Here is a 21,114-nt window from a genome sequence, read left to right on the forward strand (position 1 = left end):
GAATCACTCGCCTATCCATTCATTATCAGTTATTCTCTTTATTAATTTGAGTTAGCAATGTCTCAATTCGATTACCATAATCGACTGATTCATCAAATTCAAAAATTAATTCTGGTGTCTTACGTAAACGAATACGTTGACCAATTTCAGAACGAATAAATCCTTTTGCTTTCGCTAATCCAATTAATGTATTTTGACGTTGTTCATCGTCACCTAATACTGAAATATAGACTTTAGCTTGTTGAAGGTCACCTGTTACTTGAACATCAGTAACTGTTACAAAGCCGATTCTTGGATCTTTAATTTTTCTACCGATAATCTCACCAAGTTCTTTCTTCATTTGTTCTCCAACACGATGTGCTCTTACTTTCATACTTTCACCTCAATCTTACAAAGCAAAACAATTCGTGCTTTCATACGATTAGTTTAACTAATTGTATAAATAATTATTTATTATGCTGAACTTATTCATTTGTGATAAGTCCATTATTTATTTCCAGTTTTAAAATCAACTTTTAATAGAAGATATTGTGATGTCTAGTTCCAGCGACTTGCCCCTCGAGGTCATAAGTCAATGACCAGTTAAGGTTAAAAACCAACCTTATCTGGTCCTTGTCTTATGCTTGTCGGGGCTAAACGAGTCGCTTTCACTTTTCATAATGTCTAGTTCCAAAAGCTAGCTCTTCGGTAATATTCCAACTACTTTCGAAGTGGACAAACCACCACTTCTTCAAGTTGTCGGAGATATTCCCTTCAGAGCTGGGCAAGCTTTTTCCACTTTTCGTTATTTACGTTTAATTTCTTCCATTACGTAAGCTTCGATTACGTCGCCTTCTTTAATATCATTGTATTTCTCGATCGTGATACCACATTCGTAGTTTGTCGCTACTTCTTTAACGTCATCTTTGAAACGTTTTAATGTGTCTAATTGACCTTCGAATACAACAATACCGTCACGAATTAAACGAACACCGCTGTCACGAGTAATTTTTCCATCAGTTACATAACATCCAGCAATTGTACCAACTTTTGATACTTTGAATACTTGACGAACTTCTGCTTGACCGATTACTTTTTCTTCAAACTCTGGGTCTAACATACCTTTCATCGCAGATTCAATTTCTTCAATTGCTTTGTAAATAATACGGTGTAATCGAATATCTACATTTTCTAAATCTGCAGTACGTTTTGCATTTACATCAGGACGTACGTTGAACCCAATAATAATCGCATTAGATGCAGAAGCTAAAATTACATCAGACTCAGTAATCGCACCAGCGCCTGTGTGGATGATTTTAACTTTTACGCCTTCTACTTCAATTTTTTGTAATGAAGCAGCCATTGCTTCAACAGAACCTTGAACGTCTGCTTTTACAATTAGATTGATTTCTTTTACATTACCTTCTTGAATTTGAGCAAATAAATCTTCAAGAGATAATTTTGAGCTTTCGCTACGTTGTTGAAGAACTGCTTGTGAAGCACGTGCTTCACCAACTTGACGCGCACGCTTCTCATCAGCAAATACCATAAAACGGTCACCTGCTTGAGGAACTTCATTTAAACCAGTAATTTCAACTGGCATTGATGGACCAGCCTCTTTAATTCGACGACCTAAGTCATTTACCATCGCACGTACACGGCCAAATGAAGTTCCAACTACAATTGGATCTCCAACTTTTAATGTACCATTTTGAACTAATAAAGTTGCAACTGAACCTTTACCTTTATCTAATTCAGCTTCAATTACAGTACCTAGTGCTTTACGTGTAGGATTTGCTTTATATTCTTCCACTTCACTAACTAAAAGAATCATTTCAAGTAACTGATCAACACCGTTACCGTTTAATGCTGAAATAGGAACGAAGATTGTGTCTCCACCCCATGCTTCTGATACAATACCGTGTTCAGTTAATTCCTGCATTACGCGATCTGGGTTTGCAGATTCTTTATCCATTTTATTCACGGCAATAATAATAGGTACTTCTGCTGCTTTTGCGTGATTGATCGCTTCAACTGTTTGTGGCATAACACCGTCATCAGCTGCTACAACGATAATTGTAATATCAGTAACTTGTGCTCCACGTGCACGCATTGTAGTGAATGCGGCGTGACCAGGCGTATCTAAGAACGTAATTTTCTTTCCTTCGATTTCTACTTGGTAAGCACCGATATGTTGTGTAATTCCACCTGCTTCTCCAGCAGTTACCTTTGATTTACGAATATAGTCAAGTAAAGTTGTTTTACCGTGGTCAACGTGACCCATAATCGTTACAACTGGTGGACGTTCTTGTAGATTAGCTTCATCGTCAGCTTCATCAATAAAGCTTTCGAAGTCATTTTCATCAACAATAACTTCCTCTTCAACTTCAACTCCGTAGTCACTTGCTAATAATTCAATCGTGTCTTTATCAAGGTCTTGGTTAATTGTCGCCATAATGCCTAACATAAATAATTTTTTAATTAATTCTGATGGTTCTTTACCTAATTTTTTTGCAAGCTCAGATACTTTTAATGAACCTGAGAAGATAATTTTATTCGAAGTGTTCTCGGTTGAGTTATTTTTATGATTCATATTTTGGTTGCCTTTCTTTATCCCTGTCGTTTGTCGATCTTCAATTTGACTGCTTTGCTTTTGGCTATCAGTCTTTTTCTTTTTATTACTGTTCTTTTTTGATTTTTCTTTCGTATCTTCTAATTGATAGTCTACTTCATAATCAAGCTCTTCACTAGCTTCTACATTAAATGCAGGAATTACCTTAAAAGAAGATTTGGACACAGCTTTTTGGGGTTGCTTAATCTCTACAGACTTTGGTTGAAAACTCTTATTTAATTTTTCAACAATATCCTCTGCAATTGTGGCCATATGATTCTTTACTTCGATTTTTAAATCCTTGAGTCTTTCAATAATTTCCTTACTTGAAACATTTTGCTTTTTAGCATACTCATAAATTCTAATTTTCGTCATACGTTCACCCCCAGATTAGTCCATTAATTTAATAATGTCTGAAGTTTTGTTGCAAATCCATGATCAGTAATTGCAACGACCACTCGAGCGTCTTTCCCAATAGCGTGCCCTAATTCAAAACGATTTTCAACATAACAAAGTGGAGTATTGTAAAAAGTTGTCTTGTCTTTAATTTTCTTCGCGGTTAAATCGGAAGCATCCTTTGACAAAATAACTAGTTTTGCTCTTTTTTGTTGGACTTCTTTTACAACTAACTCTTCGCCTGAAACCACTTTACGAGCTCTAGCTGCAAGTCCTAATAAAGACAATCCTTTGTTTGTCATGCTTTTTCCTTTTCAATATAAGCTAAAAGTTCTTCATATAAACTAGCATCAATTTTAGCGTTTAATTGCTGTTCTAAAGTATTTTTTTGCTGCGCTTGTTTTACAACTTCAACAGATTTTGTTAAGTAAGCTCCACGACCTGATTTTTTTCCACTTGGATCAATGGATACTTCTCCTTCTTTAGAACGAACAATTCTGATTAATTCTTTTTTTGGTTTCATTTCTTGTGTTACAACACACTTACGTAAAGGAATTTTTCGATTCATGAGTTTACTCACTCCTCATTAAAGTCGTCAGCGTAAGCATCGAAATCATCATTAGATACAGTTACTTCTTGCGCTGGAGATGTATAGTCAATACCAATTTTATCTGCATCAGACTGTGATTTAATATCAATTTTCCAACCTGTTAAACGCGCAGCTAATCTAGCATTTTGACCTCTTTTTCCAATTGCAAGAGATAATTGGTGATCTGGTACTACTACTGTAGTTGCTTTTTCTTCTTCATTTACTAAAACTCTAATAACTTGAGATGGGCTTAATGCATTTGCAACAAATTCAACTGGATCTGAAGACCAACGTACAATATCAATTTTTTCACCTTTTAGTTCATTAACAATTGATTGTACACGTTGACCTTTTTGACCTACACAAGCACCTACTGGATCTAAATCAGGGTTGCTTGTATAAACTGAAATCTTAGAACGGTCACCTGCTTCACGCGCTACTGAACGAATTTCTACAACACCATCATAAATTTCAGGTACTTCTGTTTCAAATAAACGCTTTAATAATCCAGGGTGAGTACGTGATACAAAAATTTGTGGACCTTTTGATGTTTTTTCAACTTTTGTAACAAATACTTTAATGCGATCATGGATTCTATATTTCTCAGTTGGAATTTGTTCTGTTACAGGAAGTACTGCTTCAATTTTACCTAAGTTAACATAAATTGCGCGTGAATCGATACGTTGAACTGTACCTGTCATCATATCTTCTTGACGGTCAATATATTCTGAATAAATTACACCGCGTTCTGCTTCACGAACTCTTTGTGTTACTACTTGTTTAGCAGTAGTTGCAGCAACTCGTCCAAAGTCTTTAGGTGTTACTTCTAATTCAATGATATCTCCTACCATAAAGTTTGGATTATGTTGTTGTGCTTCTTCAACTGTAATTTCTAAACGTGTATCAAACACATTGCTTACTATTTCTTTTCTTGCGAAAACACGAATTGAACCGTTATGTAGGTTAAAATCAACTCGAACATTTTGTGCTTGATTAAAATTACGTTTATATGCTGAAATTAAAGCTGCTTCAATCGCTTCAATTACGACATCTTTACTAATTCCTTTTTCTCTTTCAATTATTTCTAATGCTGTTAATAACTCCGAACTCATTAAAAGTACCCCCTACTTAGAAAAACGTAACAGCAAGTCTTGCACTTGCGATTTTTGGTGTTGGAATTGTAATCATTTTTTTTCTTGTTTTAATTGTTAACTCTAACTGAACTTCCTCTGACGTGTATGAAATTAATTTCCCTTCAAATTTCTTTTCGTCAAGGATTGGTTCATAAGTTTTAATGAAAACTTGTTTTCCAATTGCTTTAATAAAATCTTGTTCTTTCTTTAAAGGACGTTCAGCACCTGGTGATGAAACATCTAAAAAATATAGGTTTTCAATTGGATCTTTTTCATCTAAGACTTCACTTAGTTTTTCACTTACGGCAGCACATTGCTCCAAATCAATTCCAGACTCACTATCTATAAATACTCGAAGGAACCAGTCTTTTCCTTCTTTTACGTATTCTACATCAACTAACTCTAATCCTAGTTGTTCAATTATTGGTTGTGCTAATTCTGATACAACCTCTGTGACCTTCTTACTCAAGAAGTATCCTCCTTCCAAACATTACAAGATGAAAATTCCCTGCTATTTAGCAGGGAAATTATCTTTAGTATTTCCAATTTACGCAATTATTGTAACTTAAAATTTAAGTTACAATAATTGCGAAAGAGATGAATTGGGTCATAAGGGTAATAAGAAAGAGCAGGTTGCCCCTGCTCTTCAAGAAAAATCCCGTGCTAAATTACATCTGTATCTACTATACCATAATTCCCAAGTTTTGCAAACTGTTAAAAGCCATCGAAAAGTGATAATTGGTTTTGATCTGGTAAGTTTTGTAAACAGCCTTGTTTATCTAAATACTCTAATACAGTTTTTGAAATTTTACTTCTTTGTTGTAAGTCTTCTTTCGAAAGGAATTCTCCGTCTTCTCTAGACGCAACAATATTTTTAGCCGCATTCGTTCCTAATCCAGGAATCGAATTAAACGGTGGAATTAATTTGTTACCATTTACTAAAAATTCATCTGCACTAGATCGATATAAATCCATTTTTTCAAATGAAAAACCTCTTTCACACATTTCCAATGCTAACTCTAGTACAGTCATTAAACTTCGCTCTTTTACTGATGCATCTAATCCTTTTATCGCAATTTCTTCTATTTTAGCTTTAATCGTACTTGGACCAGCAATCATCGCTTCGATATCGAAATCTTCAGCTCGTACTGTAAAATATGCAGCATAATAAAGAATTGGATGGTGAACTTTGAAATATGCAATTCGTACTGCCATCAAAACATATGCTGCAGCGTGGGCTTTTGGGAACATGTACTTAATTTTTTTACAAGAATCAATATACCAAGCAGGTACTTTATTATTCCTCATTTCTTCTTCCCACTCTGCTGGTACTCCCTTACCTTTACGAACAGATTCCATTATTTTAAATGCTAATGAAGGTTCTAATCCTTGATATATTAAATAAACCATGATGTCATCACGACAACCAATTACTTCAGAAAGTGTACAAGTTCCACTGTTAATTAATTCAGAAGCATTTCCTAGCCATACATCTGTACCATGTGATAAACCAGAAATTTGAACTAGTTCTGAGAAGGTAGATGGCTTCGTATCTTCCAACATTTGACGAACGAATTTTGTTCCGAATTCAGGAATTCCATAAGTACCTGTCTTACAGCCTATTTGTTCCCCTGAAACACCTAAAGGTTCTGGTCCAGCAAATATTTTCATAACTTCAGGGTCATCAGTTGGAATCGTTTTTGGATCGATTCCACTTAAGTCTTGAAGCATACGGATAACGGTAGGATCATCATGTCCAAGAATATCTAGTTTTAATAAATTATCATGGATTGAATGGAAATCAAAATGTGTCGTTTTCCATTCAGACTTTACATCATCAGCTGGGAACTGAATCGGTGAAAAATCATAAATGTCCATATAATCTGGAACTACAATAATTCCACCTGGATGTTGTCCAGTTGTTCTTTTTACACCTGTACATCCCATAGCTAATCGATCATATTCAGCACCACGTAAATTTAGATTATGATCATTTGCATATCCTCTTACATAACCGTATGCTGTCTTGTCAGCTACAGTACCGATTGTACCTGCACGATAGACATAGTCCTCACCAAAAAGTACTTTTGTATAGTTATGAGCAGTTGGTTGATATTCACCGCTGAAATTCAAATCGATGTCAGGAACCTTATCCCCTTTAAATCCAAGGAAGGTTTCGAAAGGGATATCATGACCATCTTTTTTATATGCAGTACCACATTTTGGACAATCTTTGTTCGGTAAATCGAATCCAGAACCTACTGATCCATCATTGAAAAACTCTGAGTGCTTACAATTTGGACAGACATAATGTGGAGGAAGTGGATTTACTTCCGTTATTTCTGTCATGGTCGCTACTAATGATGAACCTACAGATCCCCTTGAACCTACTAGATACCCATCATCTAATGATTTTTTTACGAGTTTATGCGAAATCAAGTAAATTACGGCAAAACCATGTCCAATAATACTTTTTAACTCTTTTTCAAGACGGGCTTCTACAAGTTCTGGTAATTGCTCTCCGTAAATAGATCTTGCCATTTGATAGCTCATATCACGAACTTCATCTTCGGCACCTTCAATTTTTGGAGTATATAAGTCATCTTTAATTGGTTTAATATCTTCAATTAAACTAGCAATTTTTTGAGTATTTGTAACGACTATTTCTTTTGCTTTTTCTTCTCCTAAAAATGCGAATGCAGATAGCATCTCATTGGTTGTCCTAAAATGAACGTCTGGTAATCGATGTCGATTTAATGGATTTGCTCCACCTTGAGAACCAACTAAAATTTTTCGATAAATTTGATCTTCTTTTTGTAAGTGATGAACATTACCAGTACCAACTACAATTTTCTCTACCTTCTCAGCCATTTTTACAAGCTTTGAAATTACTTCTCTTAAATGTTGTTCATTTCGAACAATTTCTAATTCCACTAAATGTAAAAGTGTCTCTGGCGGCAATACTTCGATATAATCATAAAACTCCATTAGCTTTTCTGCTTCTTCAGGAGATTTTTGTACACTTGCCTCAAAAACTTCACCTTTATCACATGCAGATCCGACTAATATTCCTTCGCGATGTTTCACTAATAATGATCTAGGAACCCTTGCAACTCGATGATGATAATGGATATGAGAATATGAAACAATTTTAAACAAGTTTTTTAATCCAGTTTCATTCGTAGCTAATAGTGTTGCATGTGATGGTCTTGCTCGTTTATAAGCATCGCCTTTCCCCATGTTATTATTTAGCTCATCATGATAATACATATCCTGCTCTGCTGCATCTTTTAGCATTTTTAGGAGTAAGAACCCAGTAGCCTCAGCATCGTAAATCGCTCTATGATGTTGTGTTAAGTTAATATCGAATTTTTTACAAAGTGTATTTAATCGAAAGTTTTTAAAATCTGGATATAAAGTTCTAGCTAATTCAAGCGTATCAATTACACCGTTATTTGTAATACCAATTTCATATTTTTTAAAGCCCATTTGAATAAAGCCCATATCAAATGAAGCATTATGAGCTACTAATATATCGTCACCCATCCACTCTTTAAACTCACGAAGTACCACATCAACATTTGGGGCATCTCTTACCATTTCGTCAGTAATTCCCGTCAATTCAATCGTAGTTGCAGATAGTGGATGATGTGGATTTGCAAATCGTTCAAATCGGTCAATGATTTCACCTTTATGAATCTTTACAGCAGCTAACTCGATGATCGTATCATAAACAGCAGAAAGACCTGTTGTCTCTACGTCAAATACAACATAGGTTGCTTCCTCTAATGAAATATGAGATGGATTATATGCTGTTGGTACACCATCATTTACTAAATTTATTTCAACGCCATATAGTATTTTTACACCGTGTTTTTTACCTGCTCCAAATGCTTCAGGGAAAGATTGAACAACTGCATGATCCGTTATTGCAATTGCTTCATGTCCAAACTTACCTGCTTGTTTGACTAAATCACCTGCTGAAACGACTGAATCCATTTGACTCATATGTGTATGAGCATGTAACTCAATTCTACGCTCTCCTTCTGGAGCTTCGTCCTTGCGTTCATCTGGTGTAATTTCATTTATATCATTTGCAATCATGACTAAATCACGTACAAATGTATCGTTTTGTACTGACCCTCTAACTTTTACCCACATACCCTTTTTAATTTTATTTAACATCGGGATATCTTCTTTATCTCTAGAGAACATTTTAACTAGTATTGAGCTAGTATAATCAGTAATTTTGAAAGTAATTAAAACACGGCCACTCTTAAGTTCACGAATTTCAGAATCGAATACATAGCCTTGGAGAACTACTCGTTTTTCTTCTTCAATGATTGAAGAGATTGTATTAATTTCAGTTTCCTTAATATAATATCCAACAACAAGAGGACCTTGAGGCTCATCTCCATCAGCTTCTTCAGCAGCCTCTTTCTTTTCTAATTCAACAAGTACTTCCATCGCTCGTTTGCGATCTTCTTCGGCTTTTTTCTCTAGAAACTCAGTTTTTTCTTCAACATTGTCTTTAATCGTATTCTCAAAAAACAACTTAGGAAAACCTACTTTTTGATATAAATCTTGCAGCTGAGGAACGTATCGATTTGTAAAAGCATTCTCTTCAATGAGACTATTTAAATCGATCATTACTTTATTATTTTCAACTGAAGGTAAGGCAGATTCAATATGTTGTAATATAGGGGATTTCGATTCAACAGATTGAATCATAAATGACCAATAATCAATTACTTTTTGTTCATCTATTTTTGGATTTTCTGTATTAATAACGACTGAAACCTCTGCTATATGTTTAAAAGTTCTTAATAAACTTGTTACAAATACTTGAAATGTTGCAAAAGGTAAAACATTATCTATTTTAAAAGTAAACTGCCATTTTTTTTCGCTTTTATTTACTTCAAGATTTACGATTTCCCCATTTTTAAAATACAGATCTCGCATATCTTCGGGAAATTGAAGCTGATCTAATAATAGCTGAAACCGCTCCTGACGTGTTTGTCCCATTTTTTCACCAACCTTATTAAAATTGCAGTATATGTGTAAAAAAATCGAAAGTACCTCCATAAATAAGAGGTACTTTTTATTTGTGTGCGATTCCCATAAGGTGTCGCTTCCACTTTTATTTTATTTTAACATATTTATTTCATTCACAAGGTTAGAAATTTCTACTTCTTTACTAACTTGTCCATCTCTTGTTTTAAGTTCTACAATTCCTTCTGCGGCTTTTTTACCAACAACTACACGTACAGGAATTCCGAAAAGATCTGCGTCTGCAAATTTTACGCCTACACGTTCATTTCGGTCATCTAATAATACATCTTGTCCAATCTCTTTTAACGTTTTATAAATATCGTCTGCTAAATTTACTTGCTCTTCATTCTTTGTATTTACAGTAATGACATGTACATCAAAAGGAGCTAGGTTTTTAGGCCAGACAATACCTTTCTCGTCATTATATTGCTCTACAATTGCAGCTAATGTACGAGATACACCAATTCCATAGCATCCCATAATGATCGGGTTCGACTTCCCATTTTCATCAAGGAATGTTGCATTCATAGACTCAGAATATTTTGTACCTAATTTAAATACATGACCTACTTCAATACCTTTTGCGAATGAAATAGTTCCTTTACCGTCTGGTGATAAGTCACCTTCTTGAATAAATCTTAAGTCTACGAAATCTTTAACATCATAGTCTCTATTTACAGTTACGTTAATGTAGTGATAACCTTCTTCATTTGCTCCACAGCAACCATTTACAATACCTTTAATTGCATTATCTGCTAATACTAATAAATCAGATTTTACTCCAATTGGACCTAGTGATCCTATTTCACAGTTCATTAGTTCTTTTACTTCTTCTTTAGAAGCAAGCTCTACTGTATGTGCACCTAAATAATTCTTTAATTTAATATCGTTGATTTCGTGGTCACCACGAGCAAGCACTAGTACAAAACTTTCATCTGCTTTGAAAATAATTGATTTAATGCTTTTTTCAATCGGTAAGTTTAAGAATTCAATTACTTCATCGATTGTTTTTTGATTTGGCGTTTCTACTTTTTGAACTTCTTCTAATTTCTCATCAGATGGCTCGTAATTCGTCATAACTGGTGCCATTTCAATATTTGCTGCATAGCTAGATTCATTAGAAAATGCGATTGTATCTTCACCAATATCAGATAACACCATGAATTCATGCGTATCTTTTCCACCCATCGCTCCTGAATCAGCAACAACCGCTCTGAAATTTAATCCACAACGAGTAAATACGTTGCTATAAGCCGTAAATAATCGATCATATACTTCATCCAAGCTTTCTTGTGATGCATGGAAAGAATATGCATCTTTCATTAAAAATTCACGCCCGCGAAGTAGTCCAAAACGAGGACGTTTTTCATCACGGAATTTGGATTGTACTTGGTAAAGTGTAATCGGTAATTTTTTATATGATTTTAATTCATCACGAATAATGGAAGTAACAACTTCTTCATGTGTTGCTCCTAATGCAAATCCTCTACCATGACGATCTCTTAAACGCATTAGTTCTGGACCAAAATTATCCCAACGACCTGATTCTTCCCATAATTCTTGCGCTTGCATTGATGGCATTAACATTTCCATCGCACCAGCATTATTCATTTCTTCTCGAACGATATTTGCAACTTTTTGAAGAACTTTATTACCTAAAGGTAAGAAGCTATAAATACCAGATGCATTTTGTCTAATAAAACCAGCTCTTAATAATAATTGATGGCTTTTTATATCTGCATCTGATGGTACTTCACGAAGAGTTGGACTATATACGATACTTTGTTTCAAAAGGATTCACCTCATATTTTTCTTTTATTCTTATATTCTTTTTAATAAATATTTTTAAAAATAGATTTTGTAATTGTTTTAAAAGCTACATCTATACAATACAAACAACATTTCTAAAAAGACCTTGTAAGATAACAATCCGCTCCCACTTAAAACGGGCTAATTGACAAACAATATGTCACTAAGCCCGTATTATAAGCAAGTAAGTCGCGGATTCTTTAAACAAAATTCATGAAATTACACGATTAAATTAAACAGAGCTTCTTATAAGAAAAATCTTTTAATATCGTTCCAAGTTACGATGATCATTAATAACATTAATAGCGCAAAACCAATAAAGTGAACGACACCTTCTTTTTGGCGATCTATTGGACGACCTCTTAATGCTTCTATTGCAAAAAATGTTAGTCTTCCTCCATCAAGAGCTGGTAATGGTAATAAATTCATAATACCAAGGTTAATACTTAAAAACGCTGCCCATTTCATTAAGTAGAAAATACCTGATTGTGCAGCTTGATCTGTTACTTGATAAATACCAACTGGACCCGAAAGATTATTGATTGAGAATTGACCAGATACTAAATGGCCAACTGCTAATACAATTTCTTTTGTCCACCCAACTGTTTCAGTTATACCATATTTAACCGAAGAAAAAACATTTTTTTCAACAGGTGCATATACACCGATTAAACCATTAACTTTATGATCGATAGTTTCTGATTTAGGTGTGATTGGAATCGAAATAACTTTGTTATCTCTTTTCACTTTAAATAATAATTCTTTACTTGGGCTTTCTCTAACAATTTTAACTACTTCTTCCCATTTTGAAACATCTTTATTATCAATTGATAAAACAATGTCGCCTTCTTTTAGACCAGCAGTTTGTGCTGGACCTTTTGGAAGTAATTCACCAATTTTAGCATCATTTACGGGAGTTCCTTGAAGTAATCCCAATAATATAAAAATCACTAAAGCTAGAACAAAATTCATCATTGGGCCTGCAAAAATGGCAATCGCTCTTTTTCCTACAGATTTACTATTAAATTGTCGGTTATATGGAGCAATCTGGTGACCTTGTCCTTCACTATAAATGAACGCTTTTTCATTTACATTGAATTTTGATACGCCTTCAGTTCCTTCTTCAGTACCAATGATATCTAACTTATGCTCTAAATCTATTGAATCAACCTCAACAAAACGAAGATCTTGGAAACGATCAAACTGATCAACTACAATTTTAGTAACTTCCCCGATTGAGTTAAATTGTAAACCGATATGTGATCCAGGCTTTACTTGTACCATTTCTGGATCTTCTCCAGCGTAACGAACATAACCACCAAGCGGTAATAATCTTATTGTGTATGTAGTTTCATTTCGATAAAATGAGAAAACCTTTGGACCAAATCCAATCGCAAATTCTCTACATAATATACCAGCACGTTTTGCAAAATATAGATGTCCTAGTTCATGAAAAAATACAAGTGCGCCAAAAATTACAACAAACGCTATAACTGTATTCATCTAATTACCACCCTTACTTTATTAGTGATGAAACGAATTGCCTTGTTTGTTCATCAATGTTACGAATTTCTTCTAATGAAGGTTTACTTATTACATTGTGTTTTTCAAGAGCGTTTTCTATTAAATTCTCAATTTGTAAGAATGATATTTTATTCTGTAGAAAAGCAGCTACCGCTTCCTCATTTGCTGCATTTAATACAGTTGGTAAACTACCGCCAACTTTTCCTGCTTGATAAGCATAATCCAAACATTTAAATCTGTTAAAATCCATTTCTTGGAAATGAAGTGTCCCAAATTTAATTAAATCTAATGGCTTATGATTTTTAACTGGTTTTCTTGATGGATAGTTAAGTGCATAGGCGATTGGTACTCTCATATCAGGTGTTCCTAATTGTGCCATTACACTTCCGTCATCGAATTCAATCATAGAGTGAATAACACTTTCTCTATGAAGTACTACATCAATTTTTTCATATGGCATATTAAATAACCAATGTGCTTCTATCACTTCTAATCCTTTATTCATCATTGTAGCAGAATCAATTGTAATCTTTGCACCCATTGACCAATTTGGATGGTTTAACGCATCTTCAATTGTAACATCCTTTAATTGATCTCTTGTTTTATCTCTAAAACTACCACCTGAAGCTGTGATGATTAATTTATGTATTTCACTAGGGTTTTCACCATTTAAACATTGATAGATTGCTGAATGCTCACTATCTACTGGTAAAATTGAGACACCAAATTTTTCTGCTTCAGCCATTACAATATGACCAGCTGTTACTAATGTTTCTTTATTCGCTAATGCGATTGTTTTACCATTTTGAATTGCTTTCATAGTTGGAACTAAACCTACACTTCCAACAACAGCGTTAACAAGTATTGTACTTTCTTCATGTACTGCAACTTCGATCAGACCTGCTTCACCATATAAAACTTTGGTTTTCGAAGTGATCCCTAAGCTCGCCAGTTTTTCAGCTTCTTCTTTACCTGCAACTGAAACTAGTTTTGGGTTAAATTCTAAAATAATCTTATATAATTCATCAATATTTCTTCCAGCTGAACACGCGACTAATTCAAAATCATTTGATTGATTTCTAATAATATCGAGTGTTTGTATACCGATTGAACCAGTTGCTCCTAGTAAGCTGATTTTCTTCATTTTCATATGTCTCCTTAAATACAAAAACTAATACTATAACGCAAATAGTAAATAGACGATTGGCAATGTGAAAATGATACTATCAAATCTGTCTAAAATTCCACCATGACCAGGTAATAAATTTCCTGAGTCTTTAACACCGTAGTACCTTTTATATGCAGATTGTACGAGATCACCTAATTGACCAAAAATCGAAACAAGAACAGCTACTAGTACTAAATATAGTATTGAATGATTTAAAGTTAACATAATCGATAAAATTACTGCAACTACTACAGCACAAATAATTCCACCTATTGAACCTTCAATCGTTTTGTTAGGACTAATATCAGGCCAAAGTTTAGTTTTACCTGTGGCTTTCCCAATAAAATATGCACCTGAATCAGTTGCCCAAATTACGAATAATGGGAAGAAGAAGTAAGAAATTCCCATATTTCTCATTTCGTACATATAATGAAATCCGAATCCTACATATAAACTACTTAGTACTACAAAAGAAGTATCTTCAAAAGTAAATGTATTCTTTGTAATTACCGTATATGATAAAAGTAATAGGATTAGTACAATTGAAATTTCCGTTTTACCGATTTCTATAGGAAAAATCCTACTTGATAAATCATTTGGTGTAATCGCTACCCATGTTAAGATTAATCCAAGTACTGTTTGTGCACTAAATAAATTAAACTTTTTCATTCTAATCAATTCAAAATAACCGATTGTACCAAGTGCAAATACAAGTAATCCAAACGGCCATCTACCAAATATTACTAATCCTAAAAATAATGCTCCAGCTATAACTCCTGTTATAATACGCTGTTTCAAGTTCGTTCACCGCTTTCTTAAATACCACCATATCTTCTTGCTCGATTTTGATATTCTTTTACCGCATCAATTAAACACTCTTCGGTAAAATCGGGCCATAAAACATCTGTAAAATATAGTTCAGAATAAGCAATTTGCCAAAGCATAAAATTACTAATTCTTAATTCACCACTAGTTCTAATTAACAAATCTGGATCTTTAAAATCACTAGTCATTAAATATCGATTAAACAAGTCTTCATTAATTTCTTCTTTAATTATTTTATTATCCAATACATCTGAAGAAATCTTTTTAACTGCAGAAATAATTTCGTCTCTAGATCCATAATTTAGGGCAAAATTTAATACCATACCTGTATTATTTTTAGTTTCCTCTACTGCTCTTAATACTGCTTCTGTAGTATAGCTTGGTAATTGCTCTTTATTTCCAGTTAATCTTACCTGCACATTTTCTTCGATTAATTCAGGTAAAAATGTCCCTAGAAATTCTTGTGGTAACTTCATTAAGAATTCTACTTCAGTTTTAGGTCTTTTCCAATTCTCAGTTGAAAAAGCATATAACGTTAAAGTCTTTACACCTAATTTACTAGCAGTTCTTGCAATTTTTCGAACTACTTTCATTCCCTCATAGTGTCCCTTAACCCTTGGTAGTTTCCTCTTTTGTGCCCATCTACCATTACCATCCATTATTATTGCAACATGCTCAGGAATTACTCCGTCGACCCCATTTAATTGCGAACTTGGAGGTACATTTTTCTCTTCTTTATTTCTTTTAAAAAAAGAAATTAATTTAAACATCTTTAATCCTCCGTTTAAGTATATCTAATTAAAGCATTGAGTAAAAAAACCCCCTTAAACAGAGGGTCTTTTTACTCAAAGCGCTTAGTTTATTTAATTATAATGCAATAATGAAATTATGTAATAGCATAATGTGAAAAATTCATTATTTTTCTAAGCGCTAGTAAGATATACCTTGCAATGCAGTATTAAACTTCCATTATCTCTTTTTCTTTTTCTTTTGTGATTCCATCGATTTTTTCGATATGTGAATCTGTTTGTTTTTGAATGTCTTCTACAAGACCACGTAATTCATCTTCAGTAATTTCACCATTTTTTTCTGCTTTTTTCAGATCATCATTTGCATCACGGCGGATGTTACGCACTGCAACTTTAGCATCTTCAGCAGATTTTTTAACTACTTTTACTAAGTCGCGACGACGCTCTTCTGTTAATGGTGGGAAACTAATTCTAATTACAGTTCCATCATTTGAAGGATTTAAGCCTAAGTCAGCTTTTTGAATCGCCTTATCCATATCATTAATGACTGTTTTATCGTATGGAGTAATTAATAATAATCTTGCTTCTGGTACTGAAATATTTGCCATTTGATTGATTGGTGTTGGAGCACCATAATATTCAACTAAAACTCTATCTAAAATAGCTGGGTTTGCACGGCCAGCACGTACTGTTGCTAATTCTCTAGAGAAAGCAGAAACAGCTTTTGTCATTTTTTCTTTTGCTAAAGAAATGATTTGTTTAGACATTTTTATTTCCCCTTTACTATTGTTCCAATATTTTCGCCAAGTACGGCACGTTTAATATTACCTTCTTCCATAATTGAGAATACAATTAATGGAATATCATTGTCCATACATAAAGAAGATGCAGTTGAATCCATTACACCTAAACCTTCTTTTAATACGTCTAAATATGTAAGAGTTTCGTATTTTACAGCAGTTTTATCGATTGATGGGTCAGCTGTATATACTCCGTCTACATTATTTTTTGCCATTAAAATAACATCTGCTTCAATTTCAGCAGCACGTAATGCAGCAGTAGTATCAGTTGAGAAATAAGGATTTCCTGTACCAGCAGCAAAAATTACAACACGTTTTTTCTCTAAATGACGAATTGCTTTACGACGGATATATGGTTCTGCAACTTGACGCATTTCAATTGATGATTGTACACGAGATTGTACACCAAGTGTTTCAAGACTATCTTGAAGTGCTAATGAGTTCATTACAGTACCTAACATTCCCATGTAGTCAGCTGTAGCTCGGTCCATACCCATTTCGCTACCTGTCTTTCCACGCCAAATGTTACCAGCACCTACTACTACTGCAACTTCAACATCTAGTTCTGCAATTTCTTTCACTTGTTCAGCAATTGATTTAATAACTGATGGATTAATTCCAAATCCTTGTCCGCCTGCTAGTGCTTCACCACTAAGTTTTAATACTACGCGATTATACTTTGCTTTACTCATAATACCCTCCATTTACGTACATCTATGTATTTACGTTTCTTTAAAAAATAGGGAACACATAGTGTCCCCTATTTTCATTCAAAGTAACTAAATTAGTTACCTTTTACTTGATTCATTACTTCTTCAGCAAAATTATCTTCACGTTTTTCTAAGCCTTCTCCAACTTCATAACGAACGAATGATTTAACAGTTCCGTTAGCAGCTTTTACGAATTGACCTACTTTAACGTCTGGGTTTTTAACGAAAGATTGATCTAATAAGCAGATTTCTTCGAAGTATTTACCAATACGTCCTTCTACCATTTTAGCAACGATGTTTTCAGGTTTACCTTCGTTTAATGCTTGTTGAGTTAAAATTCCACGCTCATGCTCAACTTCTTCTTGAGAAACAGCATCACGAGAGATATATTTAGGGTTGATTGCAGCGATGTGCATAGATACGTCTTTAGCAACATCTTCTTTAGTTGTTCCTTCTACTACTGAAAGAACACCGATACGACCGCCACTGTGTAAGTAAGCACCAAATGCATCAGCATCTGTTTTAGCAACTAATTCAAAACGACGTAAAGAGAGTTTTTCTCCGATTTTAGCAATTGCATGGTTGATGAATGTTTCAACAGTTTCACCAGTTTCCATTGTTTGTGTTAAAGCTTCTTCAACAGTTGCAGGTTTGTTAGCAACGATATGTTTTGCAAGAACAGAACCTAATTCTTTGAAACCTTCGTTTTTCGCAACGAAATCAGTTTCAGAGTTTACTTCGATTAATACTGCATCGTTTCCAGCTACTTCAACGAAAGTTAAACCTTCAGCAGCGATACGGTCACCTTTTTTAGCAGCTTTTGCGATCCCTTTTTCACGAAGGTAGTCGATTGCTTTGTCCATGTTACCTTCAGTTTCAGTTAATGCTTTTTTGCAATCCATCATACCAGCGCCAGTTTTTTCACGTAATTCTTTTACCATTTGTGCAGTAATTGCCATGATATTTCATCTCCTATATGTAAGTTTATTTTATTCAATCGTTTTATAAGGTAAACAATTTTCGATTATTTTAACCTTAAAAAAAGGTGATAAAAGGCTAAAACCTCTTATCACCTTTCAATTTCTCATTAAGCAGTTGTTTCTTCGCCTTGTTTCGCTTCAAGAATCGCATCTGCCATTTTTGATGTAAGAAGTTTTACAGCTCTAATAGCATCGTCGTTTGCTGGGATAACGTGATCGATTTCATCTGGATCACAGTTAGTGTCAACAATACCGATGATAGGAATGTTTAACTTACGAGCTTCAGCAACAGCGATACGCTCTTTACGAGGATCAACTACGAATAATGCATCAGGAAGTTGCTTCATGTCTTTAATTCCGCCTAAGAATTTTTCAAGACGTTCTAATTCTTTTTTAAGTTGAATAACTTCTTTCTTAGGTAACACTTCAAAAGTGCCATCTTCTTGCATTCTTTCGATATCTTTTAAACGTTTAACACGTTTTTGGATTGTTTGGAAGTTTGTTAACGTTCCACCTAACCAACGTTGGTTAATGAAGTACATACCAGAACGGATTGCTTCATCTTTAATAGCTTCTTGAGCTTGTTTTTTAGTACCAACGAAAAGGATGTTTCCACCTTCAGCAGCGATACCTTTCATTACGTTGTAACACTCTTCAACCTTTTTAACTGTTTTTTGTAGGTCGATGATGTAGATACCGTTACGCTCAGTGAAGATGTAACGTTTCATTTTTGGGTTCCAACGGCGTGTTTGGTGACCGAAGTGAACACCAGCTTCTAATAATTGCTTCATAGAAATTACTGACATTTTATTTCCTCCTAATGGTTCTTTTTCCTCCGCTCACGTCTTCTTCTCCTATCACTCCCAAACTGGGTAGCACCAATAAGAAAATCGGCAAGCGTGTGTATTAACACCATGGACTACTATAGCATATACATCATTAATTATCAAGAGAAAACGAGAAATTATTGTCGAAGTTTCAACAATGGTGGCTTTTCCTTATCACTAAATAAATCCTTCTTCCATTTTCATCCATAGAAAGTTATTTTTAGATCATCGAACTGCTATTTTTCGAATTGGGGCTATTCTTCCATACGAAATGATTAACACTTGAAAGCAATAAATTAAGTGATTTAGAATTGAGAATTCACCTGTACCAACAATTGAATCTTTATCAGTATTGGGAATTTTTGTTAATTTATTCAACTTAATCGTATTCTTCTTCATAATTTAGTAAATAGTTAAATAAGAAATTGTCAATATAGTAAGTAATGTGAGGTTGATTCCCACTATACAAATATAAATAGTCTTAAAAAGCATTATACTAATCATTTCTAACTAGAATTAAAAATCCTAAATGAATTCAACGTAGAGTTTACAATGCTCCTATATATTATTTTTACTTAAAAGATCCCTTAATTTAAAAATAGATTTAGCGTGGATCTGAGAAACCCTAGAAGTCGATAAATTAATAATTGTTCCAATTTCAGTAAATGTTAATTCTTCATGATAATACAAACTTATTACTAACTGCTCTTTCTCATTTAATTCAGTTACAATCGTCTTGGCAAGCAACCTTATTTGTTCATCTTTCAGTAGCATTTCTTCTGGTGTTAATGTTTCATGATCTTTTATTGTATGAATAAAATTAACTTGTCCATCTCCAGCATCTTTGATTTGTTCATCAACAGACAACATATTTGAGAAAAACACATCATTTATGACATTAACAACTTCCATCGAAGAATAACCAGTATAAAGTGCTATTTCTTCAGGTGTAGCTTTTCGTTCAAGAGCCGGTTCTAACTTTTCAATTGCACATTCAATTTTTTTTGCTTTATCTCTAATTGATCTAGGTAACCAGTCTTCTTTACGTAGACCATCCAATATATTACCACCTATTCTAATTGAAGCATATGTTTCAAATTTTAAATCTCTTTTCGGGTCAAATTTCTCTAGTGCGTCATATAGGCCCATCATCGCTAAACTGTGTAAATCATCTCTGCTGACACTTGAAGGTAATCTTTGAGCTATACGATTTACTTGAAAGTGAACAAGTGGCATATAGATCTGCATTAACGCATCTCCGGCATTTAAATCACGATCTTCAATCCACATTTTCCAATAACTTTGTGAAACATTTTTTTGAACTTGCAACACGTCTTTCACCTCAGCGAATTACCATATTATGTTTAATACTTGATTGACAATTTGTTTTTAAATAGTGATTTTTGGTGTAAATTAATTTTTTAGGCAACATTTTAATAAAAGGAATTAAAACTTTACTCAAGTTTAATTCTTACTATTGAATATGCAGTTCCCAATTAAATATGTAATATCATGTCTCCCAAGGAGTCGAGTGAGCTACCTTTTCGTTCTAATCAAATAATCATCAAAGGAGATTACAATAAATCTAGAATCAATTCATCAAATTCTTCTTTTATTACTATTTAGCCTTTCAATTCCCCTATTATTAAACGGCTAAATAGTAATAAATATGAATCTATTAATTTTATTGAATATTCCTTACGAATCAATCCATTTCGCGTGCTTATGCCTCAAGTATGACAAAAACTCAATTGCTCTCATTTCTATCCTTTTAAAAATTATATTATTAAAACTCTTTAATTTATTCACCCATTCTTTAAAATAATGTGAAACTTTTTATAACACAATAAAAAAATATATTTTTTCATTTTTTTAAAATAATTGTTCCTATATTCCAGAAATCTATTTTTAATATAATAGATGTTTTTTTAAGATGATTTTAGTTTTACTTAATAAAGAACA

Annotated in this window: 18 protein-coding genes; all 18 read right to left on the minus strand. The window is 33.6% G+C overall.

From position 1 onward, the window contains the following. Window positions 1–25: 25 nt before the first annotated feature. Window positions 26–373, minus strand: a complete 348-nt coding sequence (rbfA, locus tag CN946_RS14195; RefSeq protein ID WP_025568543.1) for a 30S ribosome-binding factor RbfA — start codon at window positions 371–373, stop codon at window positions 26–28. Between the two features lie 411 nt (window positions 374–784). Then, the gene (gene infB / locus CN946_RS14200) at window positions 785–2,965 is read right to left on the minus strand and encodes a translation initiation factor IF-2 (RefSeq protein WP_098861788.1); all 2,181 of its coding nucleotides are present in this window, start codon (window positions 2,963–2,965) and stop codon (window positions 785–787) included. A gap of 23 nt (window positions 2,966–2,988) precedes the next feature. Then, window positions 2,989–3,288, minus strand: a complete 300-nt coding sequence (locus tag CN946_RS14205; RefSeq protein ID WP_098861789.1) for a YlxQ family RNA-binding protein — start codon at window positions 3,286–3,288, stop codon at window positions 2,989–2,991. Continuing rightward, window positions 3,285–3,554, minus strand: coding sequence for an RNase P modulator RnpM (gene rnpM, locus CN946_RS14210; RefSeq protein ID WP_056470825.1), 270 nt, complete (start codon window positions 3,552–3,554; stop codon window positions 3,285–3,287). Before rnpM ends, CN946_RS14205 begins: the two co-directional genes overlap by 4 nt. 8 nt (window positions 3,555–3,562) lie before the next feature. Further along, entirely contained in the window at window positions 3,563–4,687 is a 1,125-nt protein-coding gene (gene nusA / locus CN946_RS14215) for a transcription termination factor NusA (protein ID WP_056470828.1), read from the minus strand. A 16-nt stretch (window positions 4,688–4,703) separates the two neighbouring features. Beyond that, window positions 4,704–5,177 carry a ribosome maturation factor RimP gene (rimP, locus tag CN946_RS14220; RefSeq protein WP_056470832.1) on the minus strand — a complete coding sequence of 158 codons (474 nt, stop codon included), beginning with the start codon at window positions 5,175–5,177 and terminating at the stop codon, window positions 4,704–4,706. Window positions 5,178–5,422: 245 nt separating this feature from the next. Then, window positions 5,423–9,733, minus strand: coding sequence for a PolC-type DNA polymerase III (locus tag CN946_RS14225; RefSeq protein WP_098861790.1), 4,311 nt, complete (start codon window positions 9,731–9,733; stop codon window positions 5,423–5,425). 120 nt (window positions 9,734–9,853) lie between these two features. Continuing rightward, window positions 9,854–11,551, minus strand: coding sequence for a proline--tRNA ligase (locus CN946_RS14230; RefSeq protein ID WP_098861791.1), 1,698 nt, complete (start codon window positions 11,549–11,551; stop codon window positions 9,854–9,856). Window positions 11,552–11,815: 264 nt separating this feature from the next. Beyond that, window positions 11,816–13,072 carry an RIP metalloprotease RseP gene (rseP, locus tag CN946_RS14235; RefSeq protein ID WP_098861792.1) on the minus strand — a complete coding sequence of 419 codons (1,257 nt, stop codon included), beginning with the start codon at window positions 13,070–13,072 and terminating at the stop codon, window positions 11,816–11,818. Window positions 13,073–13,085: 13 nt separating this feature from the next. Next, entirely contained in the window at window positions 13,086–14,237 is a 1,152-nt protein-coding gene (gene dxr / locus CN946_RS14240) for a 1-deoxy-D-xylulose-5-phosphate reductoisomerase (protein ID WP_098861793.1), read from the minus strand. 33 nt (window positions 14,238–14,270) lie between these two features. Then, window positions 14,271–15,059 carry a phosphatidate cytidylyltransferase gene (locus CN946_RS14245; RefSeq protein ID WP_098861794.1) on the minus strand — a complete coding sequence of 263 codons (789 nt, stop codon included), beginning with the start codon at window positions 15,057–15,059 and terminating at the stop codon, window positions 14,271–14,273. Window positions 15,060–15,076: 17 nt separating this feature from the next. Continuing rightward, on the minus strand, window positions 15,077–15,856 hold the full coding sequence (locus CN946_RS14250; protein ID WP_098861795.1) for an undecaprenyl pyrophosphate synthase: 780 nt from the start codon (window positions 15,854–15,856) through the stop codon (window positions 15,077–15,079). A 188-nt stretch (window positions 15,857–16,044) separates the two neighbouring features. Next, window positions 16,045–16,602, minus strand: coding sequence for a ribosome recycling factor (gene frr / locus CN946_RS14255; RefSeq protein ID WP_098861796.1), 558 nt, complete (start codon window positions 16,600–16,602; stop codon window positions 16,045–16,047). A 2-nt stretch (window positions 16,603–16,604) separates the two neighbouring features. Further along, window positions 16,605–17,327, minus strand: a complete 723-nt coding sequence (gene pyrH / locus CN946_RS14260; RefSeq protein ID WP_097975483.1) for a UMP kinase — start codon at window positions 17,325–17,327, stop codon at window positions 16,605–16,607. Between the two features lie 92 nt (window positions 17,328–17,419). Then, entirely contained in the window at window positions 17,420–18,304 is an 885-nt protein-coding gene (gene tsf / locus CN946_RS14265) for a translation elongation factor Ts (protein ID WP_098861797.1), read from the minus strand. 128 nt (window positions 18,305–18,432) lie between these two features. Then, entirely contained in the window at window positions 18,433–19,131 is a 699-nt protein-coding gene (rpsB, locus tag CN946_RS14270) for a 30S ribosomal protein S2 (RefSeq protein ID WP_056470859.1), read from the minus strand. Window positions 19,132–19,377: 246 nt separating this feature from the next. Then, the gene (locus CN946_RS23510) at window positions 19,378–19,530 is read right to left on the minus strand and encodes a hypothetical protein (protein WP_176547327.1); all 153 of its coding nucleotides are present in this window, start codon (window positions 19,528–19,530) and stop codon (window positions 19,378–19,380) included. Between the two features lie 180 nt (window positions 19,531–19,710). Continuing rightward, window positions 19,711–20,481: a FliA/WhiG family RNA polymerase sigma factor gene (locus tag CN946_RS14275; protein WP_286133935.1), complete on the minus strand. Its 771-nt coding sequence runs from the start codon at window positions 20,479–20,481 to the stop codon at window positions 19,711–19,713. Window positions 20,482–21,114 lie beyond the last annotated feature (633 nt).

Origin of the sequence: Bacillus sp. AFS053548 (genome assembly GCF_002575105.1) — a bacterium.
GTDB lineage: Bacteria > Bacillota > Bacilli > Bacillales > Bacillaceae_G > Gottfriedia.